The sequence below is a fragment of the Comamonas sp. FG99 genome, assembly GCF_057808605.1.
This window is the reverse complement of sequence record NZ_JBMDII010000008.1, coordinates 86675-112260: the sequence shown is the minus strand read 5'-3', so window position 1 is coordinate 112260 and position 25586 is coordinate 86675. Positions and strand designations below refer to the sequence as shown.

The 25586-nt window shown below is 68.1% G+C and carries 22 protein-coding genes; 15 read left to right on the top strand and 7 right to left on the bottom strand.

What is annotated here, in order from left to right:
• Window positions 1-3: 3 nt before the first annotated feature.
• The 5 genes from ACODRX_RS07690 to ACODRX_RS07670 are packed head-to-tail and all read left to right on the top strand — an operon-like array spanning window position 4 to window position 5130.
• Entirely contained in the window at window positions 4-1002 is a 999-nt protein-coding gene (locus tag ACODRX_RS07690) for a tripartite tricarboxylate transporter substrate binding protein (RefSeq protein WP_488870686.1), read from the top strand.
• Window positions 1003-1014: 12 nt separating this feature from the next.
• Window positions 1015-3108, top strand: coding sequence for an acetate--CoA ligase family protein (locus tag ACODRX_RS07685; RefSeq protein ID WP_488870685.1), 2094 nt, complete (start codon window positions 1015-1017; stop codon window positions 3106-3108).
• Window positions 3105-4472, top strand: coding sequence for an acetyl-CoA carboxylase biotin carboxylase subunit (locus ACODRX_RS07680; RefSeq protein ID WP_488870684.1), 1368 nt, complete (start codon window positions 3105-3107; stop codon window positions 4470-4472). Before ACODRX_RS07685 ends, ACODRX_RS07680 begins: the two co-directional genes overlap by 4 nt.
• An 11-nt stretch (window positions 4473-4483) precedes the next feature.
• Complete coding sequence (locus tag ACODRX_RS07675) at window positions 4484-4696, top strand: acyl-CoA carboxylase biotin carboxyl carrier protein subunit (protein WP_488870682.1); 213 nt, start codon at window positions 4484-4486, stop codon at window positions 4694-4696.
• Window positions 4693-5130, top strand: a complete 438-nt coding sequence (locus ACODRX_RS07670; protein WP_488870681.1) for a PaaI family thioesterase — start codon at window positions 4693-4695, stop codon at window positions 5128-5130. Before ACODRX_RS07675 ends, ACODRX_RS07670 begins: the two co-directional genes overlap by 4 nt.
• On the opposite strand, the gene ACODRX_RS07665 is transcribed toward ACODRX_RS07670, so the two are convergent.
• From ACODRX_RS07665 to ACODRX_RS07655, 3 genes are all read right to left on the bottom strand, one after another.
• Window positions 5131-5832, bottom strand: a complete 702-nt coding sequence (locus ACODRX_RS07665) for a glutathione S-transferase N-terminal domain-containing protein (RefSeq protein WP_488870679.1) — start codon at window positions 5830-5832, stop codon at window positions 5131-5133.
• Between the two features lie 12 nt (window positions 5833-5844).
• Window positions 5845-6333, bottom strand: coding sequence for a DUF1439 domain-containing protein (locus tag ACODRX_RS07660; protein ID WP_488870678.1), 489 nt, complete (start codon window positions 6331-6333; stop codon window positions 5845-5847).
• A 144-nt stretch (window positions 6334-6477) separates the two neighbouring features.
• Window positions 6478-8493, bottom strand: a complete 2016-nt coding sequence (locus ACODRX_RS07655; protein WP_488870676.1) for an acetoacetate--CoA ligase — start codon at window positions 8491-8493, stop codon at window positions 6478-6480.
• 439 nt (window positions 8494-8932) lie between these two features.
• Between ACODRX_RS07655 and ACODRX_RS07650 the strand changes: the two genes are divergently transcribed.
• From ACODRX_RS07650 to ACODRX_RS07640, 3 genes are all read left to right on the top strand, one after another.
• Entirely contained in the window at window positions 8933-10012 is a 1080-nt protein-coding gene (locus ACODRX_RS07650) for an acyltransferase family protein (RefSeq protein ID WP_488870674.1), read from the top strand.
• Between the two features lie 665 nt (window positions 10013-10677).
• On the top strand, window positions 10678-11253 hold the full coding sequence (locus ACODRX_RS07645) for a hypothetical protein (protein WP_488870673.1): 576 nt from the start codon (window positions 10678-10680) through the stop codon (window positions 11251-11253).
• A 58-nt stretch (window positions 11254-11311) separates the two neighbouring features.
• Window positions 11312-13324 carry an exosporium glycoprotein BclB-related protein gene (locus ACODRX_RS07640; protein ID WP_488870672.1) on the top strand — a complete coding sequence of 671 codons (2013 nt, stop codon included), beginning with the start codon at window positions 11312-11314 and terminating at the stop codon, window positions 13322-13324.
• A gap of 144 nt (window positions 13325-13468) precedes the next feature.
• On the opposite strand, the gene ACODRX_RS07635 is transcribed toward ACODRX_RS07640, so the two are convergent.
• Window positions 13469-14560 (bottom strand): tetratricopeptide repeat-containing glycosyltransferase, encoded by a 1092-nt coding sequence (locus tag ACODRX_RS07635; RefSeq protein ID WP_488870671.1) that lies wholly within the window; start codon window positions 14558-14560, stop codon window positions 13469-13471.
• A 159-nt stretch (window positions 14561-14719) separates the two neighbouring features.
• Here ACODRX_RS07635 and ACODRX_RS07630 point away from each other — a divergent pair, with 159 nt between their 5' ends.
• From ACODRX_RS07630 to ACODRX_RS07620, 3 genes are all read left to right on the top strand, one after another.
• The gene (locus ACODRX_RS07630; RefSeq protein ID WP_488870669.1) at window positions 14720-15370 is read left to right on the top strand and encodes a DUF924 family protein; all 651 of its coding nucleotides are present in this window, start codon (window positions 14720-14722) and stop codon (window positions 15368-15370) included.
• Between the two features lie 136 nt (window positions 15371-15506).
• On the top strand, window positions 15507-16064 hold the full coding sequence (locus ACODRX_RS07625; protein WP_488870667.1) for a ferritin-like domain-containing protein: 558 nt from the start codon (window positions 15507-15509) through the stop codon (window positions 16062-16064).
• A gap of 4 nt (window positions 16065-16068) precedes the next feature.
• A complete protein-coding gene (locus tag ACODRX_RS07620) occupies window positions 16069-16305 on the top strand; it encodes a hypothetical protein (protein WP_488870665.1) in 237 nt (78 codons plus the stop codon).
• 124 nt (window positions 16306-16429) lie between these two features.
• Here the strand turns inward: ACODRX_RS07620 and ACODRX_RS07615 are convergent, their stop codons facing one another.
• A complete protein-coding gene (locus ACODRX_RS07615) occupies window positions 16430-17653 on the bottom strand; it encodes a class I SAM-dependent methyltransferase (protein WP_488870664.1) in 1224 nt (407 codons plus the stop codon).
• 72 nt (window positions 17654-17725) lie between these two features.
• The gene (locus ACODRX_RS07610) at window positions 17726-19222 is read right to left on the bottom strand and encodes a nitronate monooxygenase (protein WP_488870663.1); all 1497 of its coding nucleotides are present in this window, start codon (window positions 19220-19222) and stop codon (window positions 17726-17728) included.
• Between the two features lie 101 nt (window positions 19223-19323).
• Between ACODRX_RS07610 and ACODRX_RS07605 the strand changes: the two genes are divergently transcribed.
• Genes ACODRX_RS07605 through ACODRX_RS07590 form a run of 4 tightly spaced genes read left to right on the top strand, consistent with a single transcriptional unit; the run spans window position 19324 to window position 24301 of the window.
• Window positions 19324-20172 carry a LysR family transcriptional regulator gene (locus ACODRX_RS07605; RefSeq protein ID WP_488870662.1) on the top strand — a complete coding sequence of 283 codons (849 nt, stop codon included), beginning with the start codon at window positions 19324-19326 and terminating at the stop codon, window positions 20170-20172.
• 45 nt (window positions 20173-20217) lie between these two features.
• Entirely contained in the window at window positions 20218-20619 is a 402-nt protein-coding gene (locus ACODRX_RS07600) for a YkgJ family cysteine cluster protein (protein ID WP_488870661.1), read from the top strand.
• Between the two features lie 38 nt (window positions 20620-20657).
• Window positions 20658-22628, top strand: a complete 1971-nt coding sequence (locus ACODRX_RS07595; RefSeq protein WP_488870660.1) for a tetratricopeptide repeat protein — start codon at window positions 20658-20660, stop codon at window positions 22626-22628.
• Window positions 22625-24301: a glycosyltransferase gene (locus ACODRX_RS07590; protein ID WP_488870658.1), complete on the top strand. Its 1677-nt coding sequence runs from the start codon at window positions 22625-22627 to the stop codon at window positions 24299-24301. The genes ACODRX_RS07595 and ACODRX_RS07590 overlap by 4 nt, the downstream gene beginning before the upstream one ends.
• Here the strand turns inward: ACODRX_RS07590 and ACODRX_RS07585 are convergent.
• Window positions 24267-25586, bottom strand: a complete 1320-nt coding sequence (locus ACODRX_RS07585) for a hypothetical protein (RefSeq protein ID WP_488870656.1) — start codon at window positions 25584-25586, stop codon at window positions 24267-24269. The two genes, ACODRX_RS07590 and ACODRX_RS07585, sit on opposite strands and share 35 nt — an antisense overlap.

Genomic DNA, 25586 nt, shown 5'->3' with positions numbered 1-25586 from the left:
AAAATGGCAGCTAGACAAGCGCACTCTCTCTCGCGCCGTACCGCCCTGGCCCTGTGCCTGGCCCTGTCGGCTACGACAGCGGCCCAGGCCCAGGAGGACAAGTGGCCCACGCGCCCCCTGCGCATCGTGGTGGGTTTTCCGGCCGGCTCGTTCACCGACACCATCGCCCGCGCGGTGGCCGACCGGCTGGCCAAGCAGCTCGGCCAGCCGGTGATCGTGGATAACAAGCCCGGCGCGAACGGCTCCATCGGCGTGGGCGAGGCCGCGCGCGCCGCGCCCGACGGCTATACGCTGCTGGTCACCAACTCCAGCAGCATCACCATCAATCCGCAGATCTACAGGAAGATCAGCTACCAGCCCAAGGATTTCGCGCCCATCGCCATGCTGCTGGACGCGCCCTTCATCCTCACCGCCAATCCGGCCTGGGCCGCCAGGAACCAGATCCGCAGCGCGCAGGACGTGATTGCCTTCGCCAAGCGCAATCCCGACAAGATCAGCTATGGCTCGGCCGGCCCCGGCAACATCGCCCACCTGGCCTTCGCGTCGTGGAGCAACCGCACTGGCGTGAAGACCACGCATGTGCCCTACAAGAGCGCCTCGCAGGCGCAGCTGGCGGTGCTCAGCGGCGAGCTGGACATCCAGTTCGACACCTGGAGCGCACTGCCCCAGATCGCCGCCGGCAAGCTGCTGCCGCTGGCGGTGACCGCGCCCCGGCGCATGCAGCAGCTGCCCCAGGTGCCCACCATGGCCGAGGCCGGCTATGCCGACTTCAATGTCACCTTCTGGGCCGGCCTGTTCGCGCCGGCCGGTACGCCGGCGGCCATCGTCGGCAAGCTCTACGAAGCGTCGAAGGGCATGCTCAATGACGAGCATGCGCGCAGCGTGCTCGCCAGCCAGGGCGAGCTGGTGATGCTGCCGCCCGAGCCCTTCGCCCAGCGTATCGCCAAGGAAGTGGCGGACTGGAAGCAGGTGATCCAGCGCGAAGCCATTTCGCTGGACTGAAAGGGCCTACGCATGACGCTGCTGCAAGCACTGAACCCCCGTGCCGTGGCCATACTCGGCGCATCGGACAACCCGCTCAAGGCCGGCGGCCGGCCGATCGACTACATGCGCCGCTACGGCTATGCGGGCCGCATCTTCCCGATCAATCCCAAGCGCCGCGAGGTGCAGGGCCTGCCCGCCTATGCATCGCTGCAGGCGCTGCCCGAGGCGCCCGAGACGGTGATCATCAGCCTGGCCGGCGAAGACGTTGCCGCCGCGATCGACGACTGCGTGGCCGTGGGCGCCAAGGCGGCGGTGGTCTATTCGTCGGGCTTCGCCGAGCTGGGCGAGGCGGGCCGCGCGCAGCAGGCCGATCTGCTGGCCCGCGCGCGGCAGGCCGGGCACGGCGGCGGGCTGCGCCTGTTCGGCCCCAACTGCCAGGGCGTGGCCAACTTCGCCAGTGGCGCCATCCTCAATTTCTCGACCATGATCAACGAGAGCCCGCCGGGCGATGGCCCGGTGGCCATCGTCAGCCAAAGCGGCGCCGGCGCGGCCATTCTCTATGGCGGGCTGCGCCGCGCCGGCGTCGGCGTGCGCTACATGGTCTCCACCGGCAACGAGGCCGATGTCTGCGCCGCCGAGGCGGTGCGCGCCGTGGTGCAGGACGAGCATATCCGCCTGGTCGTGCTCTACATCGAAACCCTGAGGCAAGCCGCCTGGCTGGCCGAGGCCGCGCGGCCGGCGCAGGGGCGCGGCGTCACCATCCTGGCGGTGAAGGCCGGGCGCACCAGCGCGGGCCAGGCCACGGCCAGCTCGCATACCGGCGCGCTGGCGGCGGAGGATGCGCTGGCCGATGCCTTCCTGCGCCAGCACGGCATACCCCGGCTGGCGGACTTCCGCGAACTGATCGACTACGCGCCGCTGTTCCTGTCCCAGCCCGCGCCGCGCGGGCGCCGCGTGGTCAGCATCAGCAACTCGGGCGCCACCTGCGTGCTGTCGGCCGATGCGGCCGAGGAATACGGCCTGGCCCTGGAGCAGTTCGATGCGCCCACGCTCGCGGGCCTGGGCGAGGCTCTGCCATCCTATGTGACGGCGCGCAATCCCATCGACATGACCACGGCCCTGCTGGGCAAGCCGCGGACCTTTGGCGACACGCTGCGGGCCTTGTCGGGCAGCGGTGCGGCGGACCTCGTGCACGTAGGTTTTCCGATAGGCGGCGAGGGCTATGACTTCGCCGATTTCGCGGCCCAGGCCAGCCACTTTGCACGCGAGACCGGCGTGCCGATCGCGGTCAGCGTCAACCAGGACTGGGTGGCCCAGGCCTTTCAGGCGCAGGGCGTGCCCATCTTCTGGAGCGAGCGCGCCGCGATGCGCGGCCTGGCGCTGCTGGCCGAGCAGGCGGCGCATCGCGGGATGGCGGCGCAGGCCTCTGCGTCCACGCCCGCCCCGCGCGTGGGCGCATTCGCCACGCTGGACGAACCCTCCAGCCTTGCCAGGCTGCAGGCGGCCGGCCTGCCGGTGATGCGCCATGTGGTCGCCACCAGCGAGGAGCAGGTGCGGGCAGCCTTGGCTGCGCTGCCGGCGCCGCTGGTGGCCAAGGGGGTGTCCGCCGATCTGGCGCACAAGTCGGAACACGGCCTGGTGCGGCTGAATATCCACGAGGCGGACCAGGCGGTGCAGGCCTTCCATGACTTCGCCGTAACCTTGCGTGGCCTGGGCGCGCAGGATGGCGGCCTGTTGCTGGGCGCGCAGCACAAAGCGGATTTCGAGCTGGCGCTGGGCGCGCATGTCGATGCCGAGTTCGGCGTGGCCGTGATGATCGGCCAGGGCGGGGTGCTCGTCGAAGCGCTCAGGGATGTGCAGTTCCTGGTCGCGCCGTTCAGCCATGTGCAGGCGCTGGCCGCCATCGGCAGGCTGGCCATCGCACCCGCATTCGCCGCGGTGCGCGGCATGCCGGCGGTGGAGCTGGCGCTGCTGGCCGACATGATGGTGTGCCTGGGCGATTGGATGCTGGCCCAGGCCGGCCAGGTGCAGTCGGTGGATGCCAACCCGGTGTTGGTGGCGCGCGGCGCGCAGGCGCCGGTGATCGTCGATGCGGTGGTCGCGGTGTCCGGGGAGGGCGCATGAACGGAGCCGTCCGCCCCATCCGCCGCGTGCTGGTCGCCAACCGGGGCGCCGTGGCCGCGCGCGTGATCCGCACGCTGCGGCGCATGGGCCTGGCATCCGTGGCCGTCTACTCCGAGGCCGATGCCGGGCTGCCCTATGTGCAGGCCGCCGACCAGGCCGTGTGCATAGGCCCTGCGCCCGCCGCGCAAAGCTATCTGAACCAGGAGCGGCTGCTGCAGGTGGCGTGCGAGACCGGCGCCGATGCCGTGCACCCGGGCTATGGCTTTCTCTCCGAGAACGCGGACTTCGCCGAGGCCGTGCAGCGCCAGGGCCTGTGCTTCATCGGCCCCTCGCCGCACTGGATACGCACGCTCGGCCACAAGACCCAGGCGCGCGCGTTCATGGCCGGGCACGGCATGCCCCAGGCCGCCAGCTCGCCGGTGCTGGCGGGCAGCGACGCGGCCCTGGCGGCTGCCGCGCGCATCGGCTATCCGGTGCTGGTCAAGCCCGCTGGCGGCGGTGGCGGCATCGGCATGCTGCCCGCCCGCGACGCGCAGGAGCTGGCCGCCGCCTGGGCCAAGGCCAGCGGCATCGCCGCCAAATACTTCGGCACGGCCGAGCTCTATCTGGAAAAGCTGATCGAGGCGCCGCGCCACATCGAGTTCCAGGTGTTGGCCGACCGCCATGGCGATGTGCGCATCCTGTTCGAGCGCGACTGCTCGGTGCAGCGCCGCCACCAGAAGGTGGTGGAGGAGGCGCGCCCCGCGGGCATTCCCGAGGCGCAGCTGGCCGATATGCGGCAGCTGCTGGCAGGGCTGCTGGCGCGCATCGGCTACGACGTGATCGGCACGGTGGAAACGCTGTACACGCCGCAGGACGGCTTCGTGTTCCTGGAGATGAACACCCGCCTGCAGGTCGAGCATGCGGTGACCGAGGAGATCACCGGCATCGACATCGTCGAGGCGCAGATCCGCCTGGCCGCCGGCGAGCGCATGCACGCGGTGCTGCCCGGCCAGCCGCAGGCCGCGGGCCACGCGGTGGAGGCGCGCATCTATGCCGAAGACCCGCTGCGTTTCCTGCCCTCGCCGGGGCCGCTGCAGCGCTTCGAGCTGCCCGAGGGCGACGGCATCCGGGTGGAAACCGGTTATGCCCAGGGCAATTCCGTCACGCCTTTCTACGACCCGATGATCGCCAAGCTCGTGGCCCGCGGCCGCGATCGCGGCGAGGCCATTGCGCGCCTGCAGGCGGCGCTGGCGCGGACCCGCATCGAGGGCGTGAAGAGCAATATCCCGTTCATCCAGCGCATCCTGGCCCACGCCGATTTCGTGGCCGGCCGCATAGACACCGGCATCGCCCAGCGCGTGCTGACCGCATCCCAAGCTTGAAGGAGTCCGCCATGAGCACCATTGAAAGTCCCATCGCCGGCCTGGTTGCCGCCATCGAAACCGCCGAAGGCGCCGCCATCGAGGCGGGCGCCACCCTCATCATCGTCGAGTCGATGAAGATGGAAATCCCCGTCGAGGCGCAAGCCGCCGGCATCGTGCGCAAGCTGCTGGTCGCCGTGGGCGAGCAGATCGCCGAAGGCCAGGCGGTGGCGGAGATCGAATGAGCGTTGCCGCCCCTTGCGACGCGCTGCAGGCCCTGGCCCTGGCGCGCGGCTACTTCGGCATCGACGTGCCGTTCATGCGGCACATCGGCCTGGAGCCGCTCAGCCTGAAGCCCGGACTGGCGCGCACGCGCCTGCCGCTGCGCCCCGAGCTGGTCAACAGCCGTGGCCATGGCCACGGCGGCGCGATGATGAGCGCGCTGGACTTCACCCTGAGCGCGGCCGCGCGCTCGCACGATCCGCTGGGGCTGGGGGTCATCACCATCGAGATGAACACCCACTTCCTGGCCTCGGCGGCCACGGACTTGCTGATCGAGGCCCGCGTGCTGCGCGGCGGCGCGCGCACCGTGTTCTGCGAGGGCGATGTCATCGACACCGCGGGCCGGATCGCCTGCACCGCCCGCGCGGTGTTCAAGCTGGTGGCGCTGGGCGGCTGATCAGCGCCCGGGTATCAGCAGCCCACGCTGCACCGCCGGCCGCTGCAGCCATTGGCTGAGCACGCGGCTCACCTCGGGGTACTGGCCCCAGCCGATCAGCGCCTCGGCGTCGTAGCGCACGATCATGTTGCGCACCCAGGGCAGGATGGCCATGTCGGCGATGGTGTACTCGCTGCCGACCACCCAGTCCTTGCCCTGCAGGTGCTTGTCCAGCACGCCGAGCAGTCGCTTGGATTCGTTCACGTAGCGCATCAACGGGCGCTTGTCCTCGTAGTCCTTGCCGCCGAAGATGTTGAAGAAGCCCACCTGGCCGAACATGGGGCCGATGCCGCCCATCTGGAACATCAGCCACTGCAGCGTGGGATAGCGCAGCGCCGGATCGAGCGGCAGGAACCGGCCGGTCTTCTCCGCCAGGTAGACCATGATCGCGCCCGACTCGAACAGCGCGATCGGCTGGCCGTGCGGGCCATCGGGATCGAGGATCGCGGGGATCTTGTTGTTCGGGAAGGTGCCGAGGAACTCGGGCGACAGCTGGTCGTTGTTGTCGAAGTTGACCAGGTGCACCTCGTAGGGCAGGCCCAGCTCCTCCAGCAGTATCGAGACCTTGACCCCATTGGGCGTGGGCAGCGAATACAGCTGCAGCAGCTCGGGCTGCTTGGCCGGCCATTTGCGGGTGACGCTGAAGTTTGCCAGGGCGCTCATGGATTCTCTCCTTTACTTGCTGCTCTTAGCGAAATCGATGCGCAGGCCGTCCTTGGTGACGGTGAAGGTGGCCGGCTCGCGCGCGAGGTTCTTCAATTTTGCCAAATCTTCGTCGCGCAGCTGGTGCAGCACCACGTTGTCCATGGCCTGCTCGGCTGCGCGCGGCGCATAGGCGTGCAGCATGGTGGCGATGCCTTCGGGCAGGCCGGTCATCATCAGCGAGTTGACCTTGACCTGGGTGGCGCGCAGGCTGTGGTCCCGGGGCTCGTAGCGCAGCGCGAAGTCCAGGTCCATGCCGCCGTCGTAGGTCTGCGGCAGCACCTTGCCCGAGAGCTTGGCGGTCATGGTGGCGTTGATGCGGTTGGTCTCGGGCAGCAGCTTGAGCGCGGGGGCGTAGACCTCCATGGTCACCAGGCCCAGCAGCGGGTACTCGCGGGGAAAGGACTTGGCCACCAGCGCCTGCAGCTCCTGCTGCGACAAGGTGTAGCTGCGCGGTGCCATCGAGCAGCCGGAGAGCCAGGCGGCAACGCATAAAGTAGAGCAAAGAAGTAAGCGGCGGTGCATGATGCGCGATTGTAAGAACAGAGCATGCCGCATTGGGCGCCGCGCCCGTTGCCAGATATGACGGAAGTGTAAAGATAGCCTTCATGCGTTGGGCGGGCGCTGCGCCGCGAAGGCCTCGTACCAGGGCAGGCTGCCGGGGTTGGCCATGGTCTCGGGGTTCAGCACCTGGGCGGCGCTGTGGCCCAGCAGCAGCTTCTTGATCGGCAGCTCCAGCTTCTTGCCGGTGAGGGTGCGCGGTATTTCGGCCACCTGGAAGATGTCGTCGGGCACGAAGCGCGGCGACAGCGCCTGGCGGATGGCCTGGGCCAGCCGCTGGCGCAGCGCGTCGTCGAGCGTGGCGCCGGGCCGCAGCACCACGAACAGCGGCATGTAGCTGTCGCGGCCCAGGTATTCCAGATCGATCACCATCGAGTCGCTGATCTCGGGCAGGGCCTCGATCGCGTTGTAGATCTCGCTGGTGCCCATGCGCAGGCCCTGGCGGTTGATGGTGGCGTCGCTGCGGCCGTAGATGACGCAGCTGCCGTCGGCGGCGATCTTCAGCCAGTCGCCATGGCGCCAGATGCCGGGCCAGGTGTCGAAATAGCTGGCCAGGTAGCGCCGGTTGCCGGGGTCGTTCCAGAAGTACAGCGGCATGGCCGGGAAGGGCCGGGGGCAGACCAGCTCGCCCACTTCGCCGGTGACGGGCCGGCCTTGCTCGTCCCAGGCCTCGACCGCGTAGCCGAGCATGCGGCACTGCATGCTGCCGGGGGCGTCGGGCAGCTCGGGGTTGCCGCCGATGATGGCGGCGCAGAAGTCGGTGCCGCCCGAGATGTTGCACCAGTAGACGCCCGGCGCGCCGGCCTGCGCGAGCTGCGCGCTGCCCCAGCGCTGCACTTCGGCCGACAGCGGCGAGCCGGTGCTGCCCAGCGCCCGCACCTGGGCCAGGCCGGGCAGGCGGGCCACGTCGAGCCCGGCCTTCATGCAGTTGGTGAAGTAGGCCGCCCCAGCGCCGAAGGTGGTGATGCGGTGCCTGGCCACGAAGCGCCACAGCACGCCCCAGTCCACCTGCTCGCGGCTGCCTGAGGGGTTGCCGTCGAAGATGGCGATGGTGCTGCCGCGCAGCAGCGCGCTCACCTGCATGTTCCACATCACCCAGCCGGTGGAGCTGTACCAGTGGAAGCGCTCATCGCGGTTGTTGTCCCGGTAGCTGGCGCCCACTTCGAAATGCATGCCCTGCACCAGCAGGTTCAGCAGCATGCCGCCGGTGCCGTGCACGATGGGCTTGGGCAGGCCGGTGGTGCCGCTGGAGTAGACGATCCAGATCGGGTGGTCGAACGGCAGCCAATCGGGCTCGAAGGCGGCTGTTTCAGCATCGTTTCGGGAGGCAATGCTTTCCCAGTCTTTGCTGTCAGCTATCTTTATGGTAGCAAAAGGCGTGTGCACGATCAGCCGGTGCCGCACGCTGGGCAGCTCGGCCAGCAGCTGGTTCACCACCGCGCCGCGGTCCAGCGCCTTGCCGCCGTAGTACACGCCGTCCACCGCGATCAGCACCTTGGGCTCGATCTGGCGCAGGCGGTCGCTCACCGCGGCCACGCCCATGTCTGGCGCGCATACGCTCCAGATGGCGCCGATGCTGGTGCAGGCCAGCATGGCGATGGCGGTTTCGGGGATATTGGGCAGGTAGGCCGCCACGCGGTCGCCGCGCTCCACGCCCAGCGCGCGCAGTGCCAGCGCCACCGATGCCACCTGGCGGCGCAGCTCGGGCCAGCTCAGCGTGCGCACCTGGCCGAGTTCGTTGTCGCTGATGATGGCGGGCTGGCCCTGGGCATGCGCCGCATCGGCATGGCTGAGCATGTGGCGCGCATAGCTCAGCTGGGCGCCGGGGAACCACTGCGCGCCGGGCATGCGCGCATCGGCCAGCACGGCGCTGGCGGGCGCGGCGGATTCCACGCCGTGGTAGTCCCAGATGCTCTGCCAGAAGGCCTCGGGCTGGTCGACCGACCATTGGTACAAGCCGGCATAGTCGGCAAAGCGCAGGCCATGCTGCTCCTGCAGCCAGTTCTGGTACAGGCGGATCTGGGCGACCGGGCGGTGGGGGGCGGGGGAATGCGGGCTCATGGACTGCGAGCCTAGGCAAAACAGGCGCGGCCGCCTGTCAGGGAAATCCCGTGGGCCGCCGTGAAACGGTTGTGCGTTTGGCGTTCAGCGGTAGATACCCGGGCTCGATGCCGGTAAGGCCGGCCGCAGCGCTGGCTGCGTCAATCTTGAGACGGCATGTCTTTAATTGCAAAGACATGTGTTCCGCACGGACTTATGCCATGCCGGTGCTGCATGGGGAGCTATAGTTTTTAATGCACATCGGCATCGAACTTTTCCGGTTTCGTGCACACCAACCCACGCGGCGCAAGACCGCAAGGCTTGTTCAAGGCAAGCGGCAAGGGTGAGGCAACTGCGAGCCGCTGCGCTGCAACGGCACTGTGACAACGCGTGCGGGCGATCTTTTCTCTGGTCTGCGCGGCGGCGGGGCGTGGCCCGCCACAGTCGAAGGATCTTGGTTTTGTCAGGTTTTCAGCTCAAGTACAACCCCGCCATGGACGGCCTGCGGGCCGTCGCGATCATTCTGGTTTTCCTGTCGCATGCGCATGTGCCGCTGTTCGACGGCGCTTTTTTGGGCGTGGACATCTTCTTCGTGCTCAGCGGCTACCTGATCACCTCGCTGCTGCTGCTGGAGCACCAGCGCGAAGGGCATATCGACTATGCGCGCTTCTACCTGCGCCGGGCCCTGCGGCTGATGCCCGCGCTGTTGCTCTTCCTGGCCACCTACTGGGTTGTGGCGCCGCTGCTGTGGCCCGAGGACAAGGGCACGGTGACGCAGGACGTGCTGGTGTCCATGGCCTACCTGGCGGACTACGGCATCGCCTTCTTCGACAGCCCCGATTCGCTGCTGCACATGTGGTCGCTGTCGGTCGAGGAGCACTACTACCTGGTCTGGCCAGTGCTGCTGGCCTACCTGCTGCGCCGCCTGCCGCCCGCCCGCGTCTGGGGCTCGGTGGCGCTCATGTACCTGCTGGCCTTCCTGTGGCGCGCCTGGTGGGTGGATGCGGGCCAGCCCTTCTACCAGATCTTCTTCCGCTTCGACACCCGCGCCACCGGCATGCTGCTGGGCAGCCTGCTGGCCACGCTGGCCATCCACCGCCGCGGGTGGTTCGAGGCGCTGGCGGCCAGGCAGCACTACCTGCTGTGGCTGGTGCCGGTATTTCCCTTCCTGATGGCCTGGGGCTGGGATGACAACGGCGCCCTGCTGTGGGGCTTTGCGCTGGCCGAGCTGGCGGCGCTGGCCACGCTGGTGGCGGTCTACCGCCAGCGCGGCGTGGTGTTCGACATGCTGAGCATCCGCCCGCTGGTCTGGCTGGGCAAGATCTCCTACGGCGTCTACCTGTGGCACTACCCCGTGGTGCGCTGGCTGCGCGCCGAATACTCCTGGCCGGTGGTGGTGGCCGTGGGCCTGCCGGTGTCGATGGCGCTGGCCGCGCTGTCGTTCCACACCATCGAACGCTGGGCACTGCGTTGGCGCGACGGCCGCCGCGGCGCTGCCACGCCGGCGCGCGGCATGCGTATTCCGGCCCCGGCGCTGTAAGAGCACCGCTCAGCCGCCCGCGGGGCCAGGCGGCTGCTGGCGCAGCGGCATCTACCCCAGACCTCCCCCCATCCGCCGTTGCCGATATCCGCGCGCAGGCATGCTGGCCTGCGCCGTGCGGAGGCCATGGAACGAGCGCGCCCGGTCCACGGCCGCGCCAACACCTTGGTGGCGCGGTGTTGCAAAAAATCAAAAAACGTCAGCAATCAAGCGAATTTTCTTATTGGTATAACCGATAAGAAAATAACATCTATTTATTGAGAAATCCATTCTCATACGGTGTGGATTGGCGTGTGGCCAGGGTGGGCGGCATGCCAGATCATCCAATGACACCATGATTTCCTGTGGAATCGCCTAAATTGTGCACGAGCGTGAATTTTTGAGAGCAAATGTATCGACGAATTGATAGCGATATCCATTACAAATTGGCGTAGTTTGCTGCAAAAAAATACAAATAGCTCCAATAGTTAATTTGTACTAAATAAGAACGGGGCTCTATGAGGATTTCTTCACACGCTCGCAGCATTGCGGTGATGGCGCTTACGTTGTGGCAGGGCACGTCGGTTTGGGCGGATCTGAACATTCCCGCTGGCTCCCAGACCTTGACCTCTGGGTCCGAGGAGTCCCTGTCCTGTACCGATCTCATCACCAGCGGAACTGGGCAGTTGAATCTCAACGCCGGCTCCGAGGTCCAGATCAGGCAGGTGCGCAACGGCGGCACCATCAACGGCGCACCCAGCGGCCTGCTGGAAGTCAACGACAGCTGGACCAATACCGGCAGCTTCATCGCCGGCGGCAGCACGGTCAAGCTCACCAACCGGTGCGGCACCAGCAATATCGCGCTGATTGGCTCGACCACCTTCAACAACCTGGATGTCTCAGGCCAGGAGTCTTCCTCCATCACCGTCACGCTGCCCGAATTGACACAGACCACCGGAGTCAACGGGCAGCTGACTTTTGGAAACGGCAACCGCAGCGCTGTCACCGTGGCCGGCCCGTATTGCGCCGGCATCTTGCTCGGGCCCCAGGCGCCAGCGCCCAATCTGAGCAACGTCACGCTGGGGCCGGGGATCTGGATTGCCCGGCAGGCGCCGGCCCAGTGTGCGGGTGGCAATCCTTCGCAGTCGGCAGTGCCCGTGCCAGGCCTTGGCGCGCAAGGCGTGGGCCTGCTGTCGCTGCTGCTGGGTGGCGCGCTGGCCTGGGGCAGGCGCCGTGCACGCGGAGGGCGCCGCCAGGCTTGAGCCGGGCAGGCATTGATTTTTTACAGAACAGAGTCGAATTTTCAGGAAGGGATTTTCTATGTCCGTCGCATCACGGTTTGCACGTTCTCGTTTGCATATGGCTTTGACCGGGGGCCTGGGCCTGGGTCTTCTGGCAACCACCTCGCTGGCCCTGGCCGACGACATCACCGTGAAGCCCCCCGCAGGCGGCGGCTTCACGGTGCAGGACAGCGCCGGCTCGGCCACCCGCATGCGCATTGGCGAAGGAGCCAACAACAATGTGCTGCTGCCGACGCTGCCGGCATCCAACCTGCAAAAGATCCTGAGCTGCTTCGACGCCTCGGGCCAGGTCGGGCCGTGCCGTGCCGATGCGGGCACCGGCGCCGATGGCAGCGGTGCCTTGCCCGCCGGTGCGACGGGCGCAACCGGTGCCACGGGCGCAACCGGTGCCACGGGCGCGACCGGCGCCGCGGGTGCTTCTGGTGGCAGTGGTGCGACAGGCGCAACCGGTGCTACCGGCGCCACGGGTCCGATTGGCGCCACGGGCAGTACCGGCCCCACCGGTGCCTCTGGCTCGAACATTCTGTCCGGCCCCTCTGGCCCGACGGGTGGGCAGGGCAACGACGGTGACTTCTACTTCGACGTCACGACCAAGATCATCTATGGCCCCAAGACGGGTGGCGATTGGGGGCCGGGCACCAGCCTGCAGGGCGCTGTGGGGGCGACGGGTGCCACCGGCGCCACGGGTGCCGCTGGCGCGACTGGCGCTACCGGCGCGACGGGTCTGACGGGTTCCAATGGCGTGAATGGCCTGAATGGCGCCACGGGTGCCGCCGGTGCCGCGGGCCCGACCGGGCCCACCGGTGCCAGGGGCAATGCGGTGCTGAACGGCACCGGCGAGCCTGATGCGGGCACCGGCCGCAATGGCGACTTCTACATCGATACCACCACCAACACCATCTACGGGCCCAGGGCTGGCGGTGCCTGGCCGACGCCTGGCACGCATCTGGTTGGTGCGACGGGTACGACTGGCGCAACCGGTGCTACTGGCGCCACAGGCCCCACTGGTGCGATTGGAGCCACGGGCTCGACTGGTGCGGCCGGCACGATAGGTGCCACGGGTACTGCCGGCGCTACTGGAGCTACTGGCGCCACAGGTGCCACGGGCCCGACCGGACCCACGGGCGCAACGGGCGCTGCAGTGTTGAATGGCACGGCTGATCCCGATGCTGGCGTTGGCCAGGACGGCGACTTCTACATCAACACCACCAACAACCAGATCTTCGGGCCCAAGACGGGTGGCAATTGGGGTTCCGGCACGAGTCTGCAGGGCGCGGCGGGAACAACAGGCGTGACCGGTGCCACCGGCGTGACCGGCGCCACCGGCGCGACCGGTGCAACGGGCGCCACCGGCGTGACGGGCGTCACCGGCCCCACGGGCCCTGCTGGTGCGGCTGGCGCAGCGGGATCCAGTGGTGAGACGGGGGTAACCGGCGCCACTGGAGCCACGGGGCCGACTGGCGCAACGGGTGCTACGGGTGCCACCGGCAATACGGGTGCTACCGGCGCCACGGGTGCTGGTGCGATCATTCCGTTTGCATCGGGTACCCCAGCCATCATGACAACGATTCTCGGAGGCTTGGTCGGGACCAGCACTGCGGTGGGTTTTGGCTTCTCTTCCCCCGGGGTATCGTTGTTGGGAGCGAATATTGATCTCACCGGAGGGCCGGGACTGGCGTTGAACGCGGCATTCTCGGTACCTCGTAGTGGGACCATCAAGTCCATCTCCGTCTTCTACAGCAACGTGCTTGCGTTGAGTTTGATCGGATCGACGGTTACCGTGACGGGGCAGGTCTATAAAGCTTCAGGAAACAATACGTTCTCTCCGGTTCCCGGTACGGTGGTAACACTGGCGCCGGCTTTGACAGGACTTTTGTCTATTGGCGACACATCATCTGGCATCCTCACCGGGCTCAATATTCCCGTGGCGGCAGGAGAGCGGCTGTTGTTCGTTACCTCTGCAACGGCTACCGGACTGACGTTGGTCAACACCGTGACTGGGTATATCAGCGCAGGCCTGGCAATCGACTAAACCATGGCCAAGCGCCAGTCCGATACGCTCGGACTGGCATAAGAATAGAGCCCGCTTGCGCGGGCTCTGTCTTTTTGCGCTCTCGCACAGCTTTCCGCCCAGCCCCGCGGCATGCCGATCAACGCATGCCGCAGCGCTGCGCGCTCACAGTCCGTAGAACTGCCGGTTGGCCTCGATGCGCTGCTTTTCGTGGGCCGGATAGTGCTGTTCGGCCAGCAGCTGGCGCAGGGCCTCGCGCCCTTGTGCCTGGTGGGGGGTGTAGAAGGCGTTGACGGTCAGCTCGTCCAGCGCGCGCCAGCGGTAGACCTCGGCGTCGACGAAGAGGATGTCGCCGGGCATTGGAATGCGCGCCGCCTGCAGCGCGAACAGGGCGCCCAGCGCAAAGTCCTTGCGCTCGCGGCAGTAGCGCGCCAGCGCGTGCAGCGGCTCGGCGCGCTGCGGCCGGGCGGCGTAGGCGGCCAGATAGGCTTCGCGCACCGCTTCGGGGGCGGCGCCGCCGCGCTCCAGCATGGCGGCGGCCTGGTATTGGGCGAACCAGCGTTCTTCCTCCCAGCCGCCCATGGCGGCGCGGCGCTGGTACTGCCGCATGCTGGCCTCGTGCTGGCCCGCATCGCGGTAGCTCTGCGCCAGATAGAAGACATAGCGGGTGTTGCCCGGCTCGTCCTTCAGGGCCTGTTCGAGCACCGCGATGTCCTTGAGGTAGGTGCCGGGGTCGCGCGCGCGGGCGCCATCGTGCGATACGTCGATCCGCGGCCCCGGCAGCTGCTGCCAGGGCCGGGCCAGGGGGGCGTCGAGATACTCGTGCAGCACGCCCACCCAGCGCCAGTCGAGGCGGGTGGCGATGAGGCCGTTGCGCTGGTACTCGGTGCCCGCCATGCGGCAGGTGAGAAAGTAGCCGTCGGCGCTGAGCGGGGGCCAGGCAAAACCCTCGGGCACGCTCAGCTGCTCGTCGGCGTCGATGAACAGCAGGTAGTCGGCCTGCGGGCGGGCAAGCCGCAGCGCTTCGTTGCGGTTGTGGGCAAAATTCTTCCAGGGGCGTTCGTGCAGCTCGCCCGGCACGCCTTCCATGGCCTTGCGCACCAGCTCCTGGGTGCCGTCGGTGGAGCCGGTGTCGACGATGACCCAGTGGTCCACCCAGGGGCGGACGCTGGCGAGGCAGCGCTCGATCACCGGCGCTTCGTTCTTGACGATCATGTTCAGGCAGATACGCCGGGCTCGGGAGGCTGTGGACACCATGGATATAGCTTGAAAAAGGTGGCAGCGCGATGGCTGGGCAGAAGGCTTCGCGCAGCGGCGGCGCAGCCCGAAACATTGTGCAACAGCAGGCGGCGCCTGGGGCGGTCCGCACAGCGTGCAGCGCGTTATTTTTATCGATTGGGTATATAACTGATGGTCATGAATACTTTCGCATCCAGCCCCCAGGGCGCGCCTGCCACCGTGGGCGCCGACGACATCCTCCGCTTCTGGCTGGGCGCCGCCCGCCCGGACAATGCCCAGGCGCTGGGCCGGCGCCAGCAGTGGTTCGGCAAATCCGAGGCCTTCGATGCCGAGATGCGCCAGCGCTTTGGCGCCACGCTGCAGGCGGCGCTGCACGGGCGGCTCGATGGCTGGGCCGGCGAGCCCTGGGGCCGGCTGGCGCTGATCTTGCTGCTGGATCAGTTCACCCGCAATATCCATCGCGGCACGCCGCTGGCCATTGCCGGGGATGGACAGGCGCTGGCGCTGGCCGTGGCGGCGATGGAGAAGGGCCTGGAGCTGCAGCTGCCCGAGGTGCTGCGCATCTTCGTCTACCTGCCGCTGGAGCATGCCGAAGACCCCGCCATGCAGCGGCGCAGCGTGCTGGCGTTTGCGGCGCTGGCGCAGGCGGTGGCACCGGCAGGCGATGCGGATGTGCATCAGTTCCTGCAGGGCACGCTGGACTACGCCTGGCGCCACCAGGAGGTGGTGGCGCGCTTTGGCCGCTTTCCGCACCGCAATGCGATCCTGGGGCGGGCCAGCACGCCCGAGGAGGCGGCCTACCTGGCGCAGCCGGGCGCCGGTTTCTGAGCGGAGCCGGCTGGCCTTGGGGGCGGCGGCCGCAGTGCAGGCGTACGCGCATTGGCGAAGCTGTCTCACACCGGCGCCGCCGGCCGCGCGTTACCTTGGAAGCAAACCTATACACCACGATGAAAGGGATGTTTCCATGAGCAATTCCACCCGCAGCGCTTCCCAGCAAGCCAAGCTGGTGCTTGACCAAAAGCGCCTCGACGCCGCCAAGAAGAGCCTGGACGACGGCGCGGTGACGCCGGATTTCGGGCCCTGGCGCGAAGACATCATCCGGCTGCTGAACGACTCGCTGGCCACCGAGCTGGTATGCGTGCTGCGCTACAAGCGGCACCATTTCACCGCGACCGGCCTGGAGTCGCCGGCGATTGCCGGCGAGTTTCTGGTGCATGCCAACGAAGAGCAGGCGCATGCCGACCGCATTGCGCAGCGCATTGTGCAGCTGGGCGGCGAGCCGGACCTGAACCCCGACAGCTTGACCAAGCGCTCGCATGCGGATTACAACGACGAGCTGGACCTGCATGCGATGATCCGCGCCAACTTGATTGCCGAGCGCGTGGCGATCGAGGCCTATACGCAGGTCATCGACCTGATCGGCGACAAGGACCACACCACGCGCCGCATGATCGAGCAGATCCTCGAGCAGGAACAGGAACACGCCGACGAGCTGTCGGACTGGATGAAGAAAGCCAAGTGACCCCATGACCACCGCCGCCGAAACCACCGCCAAGCGCATTCTGTACATCCTCGTCACCGAGCAAGGCCTGCGCGCCGGCGACGGCATGAGCCCGGCCGACCTGCTCGAAGACCTGGCGCGCCACCAGATCAGCGAGCCCGAGCAGCAGGCGGCGCTGGAGTATGCGCACCAGCGCGGCTGGCTGCAGACCGGGCCCTATGGCGAGGTGCAGCTCACCGAAACCGGGTTCGCGGTCGATTGAGCGCTGTTGCAAAAAAGTGAGCTTTTGGCGCTTGCTGTGTAATGGTTTTAATATGAAAACATATTGAATACATTGACTGGTAAGTGGTTTAAGCTATCTTTTTAGTATCTCGACTCCCTGGCATTCACCGACTCTGGTACATGTACCTGCGCGACCAGGGTAGGGTGCTGGCGCTGCGCCCGGCCTTGCGGCAGACGATCTGGTAGAGCGACACGTCGTCGTGCTCGAAGGCATAGGCGCAGCCGGCCAGGTACACGCGCCAGATGCGGAATTTCTCCTCGTCGACCTGGGCGCGGATCTCGGGCGTGCGCGCCTCGAAGTTCTGCGTCCACAGCTCCAGCGTGCGGGCATAGTGGCGGCGCAGGTTCTCCACGTCCACCGCCTCCAGCCCGCCGCGCTGCGCGGCCTCCAGCGTCAGGCTGATGTGGGGCAGCTCGCCGTCGGGGAAGACATAGCGGTCGATGAACTCGCTGCCGCCCAGCGCGGTGTCGCCGCTGCCGGGGTCGGTGGAGGTGATGCCATGGTTCATCGCCACGCCGTCGTCGGCCAGCAGCTCGCACACGCGCGAGAAGTACTGCGGCAGGTTCTTGCGGCCCACATGCTCGAACATGCCCACGCTGGTGATGCGGTCGAAGCGGCCCTGCACATCGCGGTAGTCCTGCAGCCGGATCTCCACGCGCTGCGACAGGCCGGCGGCGCGCACGCGCGCGCTGGCCAGGTCGAACTGGTTCTGCGACAGCGTCACGCCCACGCAGTGCGCGCCGAACTTCTCAGCTGCGCGCAGCACCAGCGCGCCCCAGCCGCAGCCGATGTCCAGCAGGCGCTGGCCGGGCTGCAGCTCGATCTTGGTGAGGATGTGGTCGATCTTCTTGCGCTGTGCGCTGGCCAGGTCTTCGTCACCGTTCTCGAAATAGGCGCAGGAATAGACCAGGCCCGGGTCCAGCCACAGGCGGTAGAAATCGTTGGAGACGTCGTAGTGGTACTGGATCGCCTTGCGGTCGCTGGTCTTGGTATGGGTGAAATAGCGTGCCACCCGGGCCAGCTTGCCAGCGCTGGCGCTGTTGCTGCCGACGCTGCGGCGCGCCAGCGCATAGCCCAGGCTGATGATGTCGGGCAGCCTGCCCTCGAAGTCGATCTGGCCCTTGACATAGGCCTCGCCCAGGTTGTCGAGGCTGGGGGCGAGCAGCAGCGGCAGCGCCGCTGCCTGGTTGACCTTGAGCGTGACCTCGGGCTGGGCAAAGCTGCCGAAATCCAGCTGCTGGCCGTTCCACAGCACCAGGCGTGCCGGCAGGTCGGCCTGGGCGCGCAGCTCGTCCACCCATTGCGATAGTTTCTTTTCCCAGAGCATGGCAATCTCCGTGGCCCGCACGGCGCGGGCAGGTGAGGTGAAAGTTTCGCGCCGCCGGATGACGGTTTTGCGTCAGTGCACGGCGCCCAGTGCCTGGTTCACCTTGTCCAGGTTCTGCTCGTGCGAGAGCAACATGCGTGCCAGGCCGCGGTGCAGCGCCGGGTCGTCCTCCACCAGCGGCAGCAGCTCGCGCAGCTTGCGGGCCACCCAGCCCTGGCCGCGGTTGAGAAACCGCAGGCGCTCGTGCAGATCGGGGATGGCCATGGCTTGGGCGTGGAAGTCGCCGGTGCGCGTGCCGGCCTTGCTGCCCAGGTCGCGGATCGCATGCACCAGCAGCACGCACCACTGTGCCTCATCGTGGTGAATGGCCTCGAGCAGCGCGTGCAGCGCGGGCTGCTGCGGCTGCTGGATCTGCGCCAGCGTCTGCACCGTCACCCGCACGCCGGCGCGCTCGGCCTCAAGCAGCTCGTTCAGCCGGGCGATGATGGGCGCATTGCGCTCGCGCTCGAATTCGGCGGCATAGCACACCGGCGAACTCAGCTCCACCGGGGCCGCCGCCCGCATGCCCGGGGGCAGGGTGCGCATGTGCGCCTCGGCCTCGGCCACGATGCGGGCCAGGCATACGGCCGCTGGCTCTATGGCCGTGATCTGATCCACGCCCTGGCCGGCATACAGCGCCATCGATTCGAAATCGCCGCTCATCGAGCGCAGCGGCGAATCGGTGCTGAACAGGTAGATCGGGCGCCCCTGTTCGTCGCCGATCTGGGTTGGCCCGGCGGATTGCGGGTCGCCGCGCTCGCCGCGCGTCACGCTGTTTTGCAGCACCCGCACGGGCGCATGGGGCGGCCAGTTGATGTGGAAGGCCTCGGTCAGCACCGTGTCGCCGGCCTGGGCCGAGACGATGCGGCGCTTGTGGTAGTCATGGGCAAAGGATTCTTGCGTGGCCAGCAGCGCGGTGCCCAGCACCGCGGCCTGCGCGCCCTGGGCCAGCAGCTGCGCCACGCGCCGGCCGTCGGCGATGCCGCCCGCGGCGGCCACCGGCACCTGCGCCAGCGGCAGCACGTCGGCCAGCAGCTCGGCCAGCGGCTGGCGGCCGCGCACATGGCCGCCGGCCTCGACGCCCTGGACGATCAGCGCGTGGGCACCGGCCTCCTGCGCCAGCAGCGCCTCGGCGGCCGAGCCCACCTGGTGCACCACGAGGATGCCCGCCCTGCGCAGCCGCGCTATCACCTGCGGCGCCACGTCCCAGAACAGGCCCACCACCGGCACGCCCAGCTCGATGCACAGATCCACCTGCTGGCGCAGCAGGCGCGCCTCGGTGGCCGCGGGGATCAGGTTCACGCCGAAGCGCCGGCTGCTGGCCTGGCGCACATGCTGCACCTCGGCCCGGATCAGCGATACGGGCTCGCGCACCATGCCCAGAAAGCCGAAGCCGCCGGCCTCGGTCACCGCCGCCACCAGCTGCGAGCGCGCCACGCCGCCCATGCCGGCCAGGATCAGCGGATGGCGGCAGCCCAGCAGCTCGCACAGCGCGGTGGTGGGCAGGGCGGAAGTGGGGGTATCAGACATGGGCGGCAGGCTCGCGGTGGACAGGCCTTTATGATGCGCATCGATTTGAATGCATGCAAACGAAATATTATTCTTGTTGAAAGCAAAAATATTGCACTGAAATGGACGTCGACCTGGCGCGCACCTTTCTCGAAATCGCCGACAGCGGCAGCTTCGTGGCTGCTGCCGAGCGCTTGCACCTGACCCAGACCGCGGTCAGCGCCCGGGTGCGGGCGCTGGAGCAGCAATTGGGCCGCCCGCTGTTCGTGCGCAACAAGGCCGGCGCGCGGCTCACGTCGGCCGGTGAGCGTTTCGTGCGCCATGCGACCAGCCTGGTCCAGGGCTGGGAGCGCGCCCGCCAGCAGGTGGCGCTGCCGCCGGGGCGCGAGCATGGCTTGGGCGTGGGGGCCGAGCCCAGCCTCTGGCAGCCGCTGCTGGCCGACTGGCTCGGCTGGATGCACCATGCCTGCCCCGCGGTCGCGCTGCGCGCCGATGTGGATGCGCCCGCGCGCCTGCTCGACCGGGTGGAGGACGGCTCGCTCGACATGGCCGTGCTCTACAACCCGCAGCAGCGCTCGGGCCTGGTGTGCGAGCTGCTGCTGGAGGAAAAGCTGGTGCTGGTCACCAGCGCGGCCGACGGCCGGCTCGATGCGCAGCGCTACGTGTACGTGGACTGGGGACCGAGCTTCGCGGTCAACCACCAGGCGGCGTTCGCCGAGCTGTCCAACCCGCCGGTCGCCATCTCGCTGGGGCCGCTGGCGCTGCACCATGTGCTGAGCGTGGGCGGCGCGGGCTACTTCCGCGCCGGCACGGTGGCACCCTACCTGCAGCAGGGCCGGCTGTTCGCGGTACCGGGCGCGCCGCAGTTCTCGCACGCGGCCTCGGTGGTCTACGCGGCGGCGCACGACGGCGCGGTGCTGCTGCGCGCCCGCGAGGGCCTGCATGCGCTGGCCGCGCAGGGCATGGCCTGAAGATCGATATGCGCTTGCTGCCTACAGACCAACCATTGTTTTGACATGAAATCCTCCATCAGCATCGTCGATGTCGACCGCCTGGACACCTGGAGCAAGTACAGGAGCGGCCTGTGCGACAGCTGCGCCGCCAACTGCTGCACCATGCCGCTGGAAGTGCGCCTGCCCGACCTGGTGCGGCTCGGCCTGGTGGATGCCTTCGAGGCAGAGCACGAAGAGCCCAAGCGCATCGCCAGGCGCCTGCTCAAGGCCGGGCTGATCGACCACTTCAACCACAAGCACAGCCTCTTCACGATGGCGCGCCGCGCCAGCGGCGACTGCTGCTTTCTCGATGCGCAGACGCGCCGCTGCACGGTCTACGAGCGGCGCCCCGAAACCTGCCGCCTGCATCCGCACAAAGGCCCGCGGCCGGGGTACTGCGCCTATGGCGCCAGAGGGAGGAAGTGAGGATTCGATAGAATTCGACAGCGATTTTTCCCCTGCCCATGAAATCCAAACTGCTTCCTGCCCTTGGCATCGCATGCGTGCTGGCCTGCGTCGGCGTCATCTACGGCCTGGGTTTGTCCAATGCCCTGGTGTTCGACGATGCGCGCCTGACCGACGGCACCATCATCGGCCAGTATGAAAACCTGAGGCTGCAGACGCGCATGCTGCCCTACGGCACCTTTGCCTGGCTGCAGCCGCTGCTGGGCGACAGCTACGCGGGCCAGCGGGTGCTGAACGTGCTGCTGCACCTGGCAAGCTGCGGGGCCATCTGGCTGTTGACGACCGAGCTGTTCAGGCATGTGCAATGGTCCGAGGAGTCGTTGGCCGACCAGGACTTCGCATGCAACCGGCGCATCGCCGTATTCTGCGGTGTGGCATTGTTTGCGGTGCATCCGGTGGCGGTGTATGCGGTGGGGTACCTGATGCAGCGCAGCGTCGTCATGCTCACCCTGTTCGGCGCGCTGGCCTGCTGGGCGTATCTGCGGGCGCTGGCCCGGCGCAGCTGGGCCTGGGGCGCGGCCGCGCTGGCCTGTGTGCTGCTGGCGCTGATGTGCAAGGAGTACGCGGTCGTCCTGCCGGGGCTGGCCTTGCCGCTGTATGTCTATGCGCGGCGCCCGGGTGCGCGCACGGTGGCGGGGGTGACGCTCGTCGCCCTGGCGGTGGTCGCCGTGGCGGCCGCCCTGTTGTGGAGCCGCTTTGGCGTGCTGGTGGGCGCGGCCTCGTTCGACGAAACCTCGGGCGCCTATCTGCACCAGCTGGAGCAGGCCTATCCGGGCATTGCGGCGCGGGTCTACCCGCTCAGCGTGATGAGCCAGGCGGCGCAGTTCTTCCACTATGGCCTGCTGTGGTGGCTGCCGAATGTGCAGTGGATGTCGATGGACATGCGGCCGGTGTTCCCGCTCGCCTTCAGCGCCATGCCGCAGGCCGCGGGAGCGCTGGGCTTCGTGGTGCTGGCGCTGGCAGGCGCGGCGCTGCTGCTGCGCCGGCGCGATGCCTGGGGGCTGGCTGGCCTGGTGCTGGTGTGCGCGGCCATGATGTATGCCACCGAGTTCATCACCACCTGGCTGCAGGACCCCTTCGTGCTGTACCGCAGCTATTTCTGGGCGATGTTCCTGCCCGCGCTATTCGCGCTGGCGCTGCTGCTGCTCTCGCGCCGGATCATGGTGGCGCTGGCCTGCGTGCTGTGCCTGCTGCTGTCGGCCCTGGCCGCCGAGCGGGTGATGTCGCTGAAGAATCCCGAGACCGCCTGGGGCGATGCCGCTGCCAAGGTGGACATGCAAGCGCCCTTCAATGCCTTCGGCCGCTGGCGGCCCTTCCTGAACCGGGGCGTGGACCGGCTCGAGAAGCTGAACTACGAGCAGGCGCTGGCAGACTTCGACACCGCGGTGGCGCTGGGCGAGCCGCTGGGCGCGGCGCAGTTCAACCGCGGCATGGCGCTGGAGCTGCTCAAGCGCTACCCCGAGGCCATCGAGGCCTTTGCCACCGCGGAAAAGCAGGGCTTCCAAGATGCCACGCTGCCCTACCACCAGGCGGTTTCGTACCAGGCCTTGCGCCAGCTGGAGCCCGCATTCCAGAACTACGCCCGCGCGCTGGCCCTGAACCCGTCCGCCGAGATGCGCAGCCTGATCCTGGCGCAGCAGGCCGAGGTGGCGATTCCCACCGGACACTACGATGTGGCGATTGCCAACTACCGGCAGCTGCTGCAGGCCCAGCCCGGCAATACGCGCTATGTGGTCGGCCTGGGCATTGCGCACATCGGCAAGAAGGACTATGCGCAGGCCATGCGCATCTTCGACGATTCGCTCGCCAGGCAGCCCAATCCACCCGCCTACTACGGCAAGGCGCTGGTATACCGCGAGCAGGGCGATACCGCCGCCGCGATAGAAAACATGGCCAAGGCCAGCGCCATGGATCCGGCGAATCCGCTGTACCAGGGCATGCTGCAGCAGCTGCGCGGCGGTGGCCGATGAGCGCCGGCGGCCGGCCGCTGCGCGTGCTGCACATCGGCAAGTACTATCCGCCGCATCGCGGCGGCATGGAGTCGTTTCTGGCCGACCTGGTCAACCAGCAGCGCGCCAGCGGCATCGATGCCCGGGCCATCGTGCATGGCGATCCGCAGCCGCACGACCCGCCCTGGATCATCCGCGTGCCGGTGCAGATCACCTTGGTGTTCGCGCCGATTGCGCTGGGTTTCCCGCTGGCCTTGTGGCGGGCGCTGCGGCGCTTCAAGCCCGACGTGATGCACTTGCACATGCCCAACAACGCGGCCTTCTGGGCGCTGGCGGTGCCAGGCGCGCGCCGGGTGCCGTGGGTGGTGCACTGGCATTCCGATGTGCTCATCAGCCGCTGGGACTGGCTGCTGTCGGCCTGCTACCAGCTCTACCGGCCGTTCGAGTACAAGCTGCTGCAGGCCAGCGAGGCGATCCTGGCCACCTCGCCGCCCTATATGGCGGCGAGCCAGCCGTTGCAGCGCTGGCTGTACAAGACCATCGCGGTGCCGCTGGGGCTCAAGCCCCTGGCGCAGGAGCATGCGGCCGCGGCGGCGCCCGCAACGGCGGCGGCCTGGGGCGATGCCGCGCTGCGCGTGCTGTCGGTGGGGCGGCTCACCTACTACAAGGGCTTCGACACGCTGATTTCCGCGGTGGCGGGGTATCCGCAGGTGCGGCTGCTCATCGCGGGCGAAGGCGAGCAGCGCGCCATGCTGCAGGAGCTGATAGTCCAAGAACGCGCCGCGCAGGGCTGCGCCAACGTGCAGCTGCTGGGCGCGGTCTCCGAAGAGGAAAAGCACGCGCTCTTCAACAGCTGCGACGTGTTCGCGCTGGCCTCGCGCGAGCGCACCGAGGCCTTTGGCCTGGTGCTGGTCGAGGCCATGCAGCACGGCAAGCCCTGCATCGTGTCCGACCTGGAGGGCTCGGGCATGTCGTGGGTGGTGAGCCAGGCCGGCGGCGGCCGCTGCTACGCCCCCGAGCAGGTGCAGGCATGGAAGCGCGCGATCGCGCAGTGCATGGCCTCCAAATCGCAGTTGGCGGCGATGGGGCAGTCTGCGAAAGCGGCCGCGCAAAGCCGCTTCACCATTGCGCAGTGTGCCCAGCGCATCGACCATCTGTACCGCGAAATCAGCGGCGCTCCTCGGCCGCTGATGGCGCCCGCAGGCCATGAAGCTGGCCCTGCCGGGCATCGCTTGCGGGTGCTGATGGCTTTTTCCCCGGCGGACTGGAGCGAGCCCGCCGCGGCAGCGCACGAGCGTGCGCAGACGGTGGTGGTCAATGCCACCGGCCTCAAGCGCCCTTCGGGCCGGGCCGGCCTCATGGCCATCGACCTGGAGCCGGGGCTGGCGCTGGCGGATGCGCTGGAAGTCATCAAGCTCCTGGCGCTGGAGCAGGGGGCGGCAGGCGTCTGCATCCGCCCCATGCGGTCCGGCGCTGCAGCCCCCGCGCCCGCGCAGCCCCGGCGCAGCTGGCTGCAGCATGCCGCCGCATGGTTTCGGCGCCAGGGGGTTGACTTGCGGCGCGACAGCCTGGAGCTGGAGGGGCCGGCGCTGCAGCAATGGCTGCAGGCGCCCGTGCAGGTACTGGGCTCATGCCTGCTGCTGCGGCGATCTGCCGGGCTCAGCAGCCCAGAATACCGAGCGGCCGCACGGTGAACAGCAGGCTGGCCAGGCCACCCAGGGGAATCAGCAAGATAGTCCATGCCGTGCGGGGCGACGCCATGGCCTGCGCGATCCCCATCGCGGCGATGGGGCCGGCGAACAGCAGGCCATAGTTCAGCAGGCGCAGGAACCAGTTGGTGTCCAGCAGCCATGCGGACGCGATGATGGCGGCGGTGCACAGCATGCCGAATGCCAGCAGGCACCAGACCAGGAACCGGCCCATCAGCGGCACACCGCGCCCTTCGAGCAGCAGGGTGATGAAGGGCGGCACGCCCAGCGCAAAAAAGCCCGCGAACAGCAGGTTGCCCGATTGGAACAGCAGGAAGCGCCATGCGGAGCCGCCATAGGGCTGCCAAGCGTGCGCTGGCAGGAGCCAGGCCTGCAGGGCCAGCGCGGCCGCGATCAGCAGCAGTGCGCAGGCATGGGCCGCGGCCCGGTGCCGCAGCAGCAGCTGGCCGGCGCTTTGCGACCATTCGGCACGCCAATGCCAGCGCCGCCGCAGCACCGCCACCAGCAGGCAGGCCGCCAGCGCGGCGGCGCCAAGCGCAGGGATGAAGCCCAGCATGCGGCGCAGGTGGACATGCACGATATCGAACAGCATGGCCGAGTAGGGCCCTTGGGGCCACAGGTATACCGCCAGGCTCGACAGCAGCGCCAGGCCTGCAGCCGCCTGGCGGCGGGTGAATGGCTTGCCTTCGAAGTAATCGGCCAGCACCAGCACGCTGCACAGCCAGAGCAAGATGGCGTGGCTCAGGATGTGGGTGAGCGCGGTCACGGGCAGCAGCAGAAACCAGAACCAGCCGCCGCGCCGCTGCAGCCACAGCCAGCAGCCCAGGGCGCCGCACAAGACCAGTACCTGCCCCCATTGCTGCGGCCGCGCCTCCAGCAGCGGGGCCCAGAAATAGCTCGACAGCGCAAGGGCCGCCAGCACCATGCCGGCACCCGTGGGCGCAAGCCTGCGATAGCCCCACAGCAGCGCCAGGATGGCCGCCAGCACGCCGCCGACGCCGGCGGCGGTGAACAGGGCCGGGTATCCGAGGCCGGATCCGGCGGCAAGCGTACGGATCAGATAGAGGAAGGCCGGGCCGGAAACCGGCCAGTCCACCCCTTCGTCCACGCTGCGGGCAATCTCCACCCAGTGGGCTTCATCGTAGTTGCATGCGGGATAGCCGGCGTAGGCCCGCAGCAGCCAGGCCAAGAGAGCAAAGGCCAGTGCGAAGGCCAGCGCGGTGGCGCCGGCGCCGAGCCGGGAGGCTGGGGGAAGTGTCTCGCGCCTCAT

Coding starts and splice junctions, on each gene's coding strand:
- ACODRX_RS07690 (WP_488870686.1), top strand. CDS start 4: ATGGCAGCTAGACAAGCGCACTCTCTCTCGCGCCGTACCGCCCTGGCC.
- ACODRX_RS07685 (WP_488870685.1), top strand. CDS start 1,015: ATGACGCTGCTGCAAGCACTGAACCCCCGTGCCGTGGCCATACTCGGC.
- ACODRX_RS07680 (WP_488870684.1), top strand. CDS start 3,105: ATGAACGGAGCCGTCCGCCCCATCCGCCGCGTGCTGGTCGCCAACCGG.
- ACODRX_RS07675 (WP_488870682.1), top strand. CDS start 4,484: ATGAGCACCATTGAAAGTCCCATCGCCGGCCTGGTTGCCGCCATCGAA.
- ACODRX_RS07670 (WP_488870681.1), top strand. CDS start 4,693: ATGAGCGTTGCCGCCCCTTGCGACGCGCTGCAGGCCCTGGCCCTGGCG.
- ACODRX_RS07665 (WP_488870679.1), bottom strand. CDS start 5,832: ATGAGCGCCCTGGCAAACTTCAGCGTCACCCGCAAATGGCCGGCCAAG.
- ACODRX_RS07660 (WP_488870678.1), bottom strand. CDS start 6,333: ATGGCACCGCGCAGCTACACCTTGTCGCAGCAGGAGCTGCAGGCGCTG.
- ACODRX_RS07655 (WP_488870676.1), bottom strand. CDS start 8,493: ATGAGCCCGCATTCCCCCGCCCCCCACCGCCCGGTCGCCCAGATCCGC.
- ACODRX_RS07640 (WP_488870672.1), top strand. CDS start 11,312: ATGTCCGTCGCATCACGGTTTGCACGTTCTCGTTTGCATATGGCTTTG.
- ACODRX_RS07635 (WP_488870671.1), bottom strand. CDS start 14,560: ATGGTGTCCACAGCCTCCCGAGCCCGGCGTATCTGCCTGAACATGATC.
- ACODRX_RS07630 (WP_488870669.1), top strand. CDS start 14,720: ATGAATACTTTCGCATCCAGCCCCCAGGGCGCGCCTGCCACCGTGGGC.
- ACODRX_RS07625 (WP_488870667.1), top strand. CDS start 15,507: ATGAGCAATTCCACCCGCAGCGCTTCCCAGCAAGCCAAGCTGGTGCTT.
- ACODRX_RS07620 (WP_488870665.1), top strand. CDS start 16,069: ATGACCACCGCCGCCGAAACCACCGCCAAGCGCATTCTGTACATCCTC.
- ACODRX_RS07615 (WP_488870664.1), bottom strand. CDS start 17,653: ATGCTCTGGGAAAAGAAACTATCGCAATGGGTGGACGAGCTGCGCGCC.
- ACODRX_RS07610 (WP_488870663.1), bottom strand. CDS start 19,222: ATGTCTGATACCCCCACTTCCGCCCTGCCCACCACCGCGCTGTGCGAG.
- ACODRX_RS07605 (WP_488870662.1), top strand. CDS start 19,324: ATGGACGTCGACCTGGCGCGCACCTTTCTCGAAATCGCCGACAGCGGC.
- ACODRX_RS07600 (WP_488870661.1), top strand. CDS start 20,218: ATGAAATCCTCCATCAGCATCGTCGATGTCGACCGCCTGGACACCTGG.
- ACODRX_RS07595 (WP_488870660.1), top strand. CDS start 20,658: ATGAAATCCAAACTGCTTCCTGCCCTTGGCATCGCATGCGTGCTGGCC.
- ACODRX_RS07590 (WP_488870658.1), top strand. CDS start 22,625: ATGAGCGCCGGCGGCCGGCCGCTGCGCGTGCTGCACATCGGCAAGTAC.
- ACODRX_RS07585 (WP_488870656.1), bottom strand. CDS start 25,586: ATGAGGCGCGAGACACTTCCCCCAGCCTCCCGGCTCGGCGCCGGCGCC.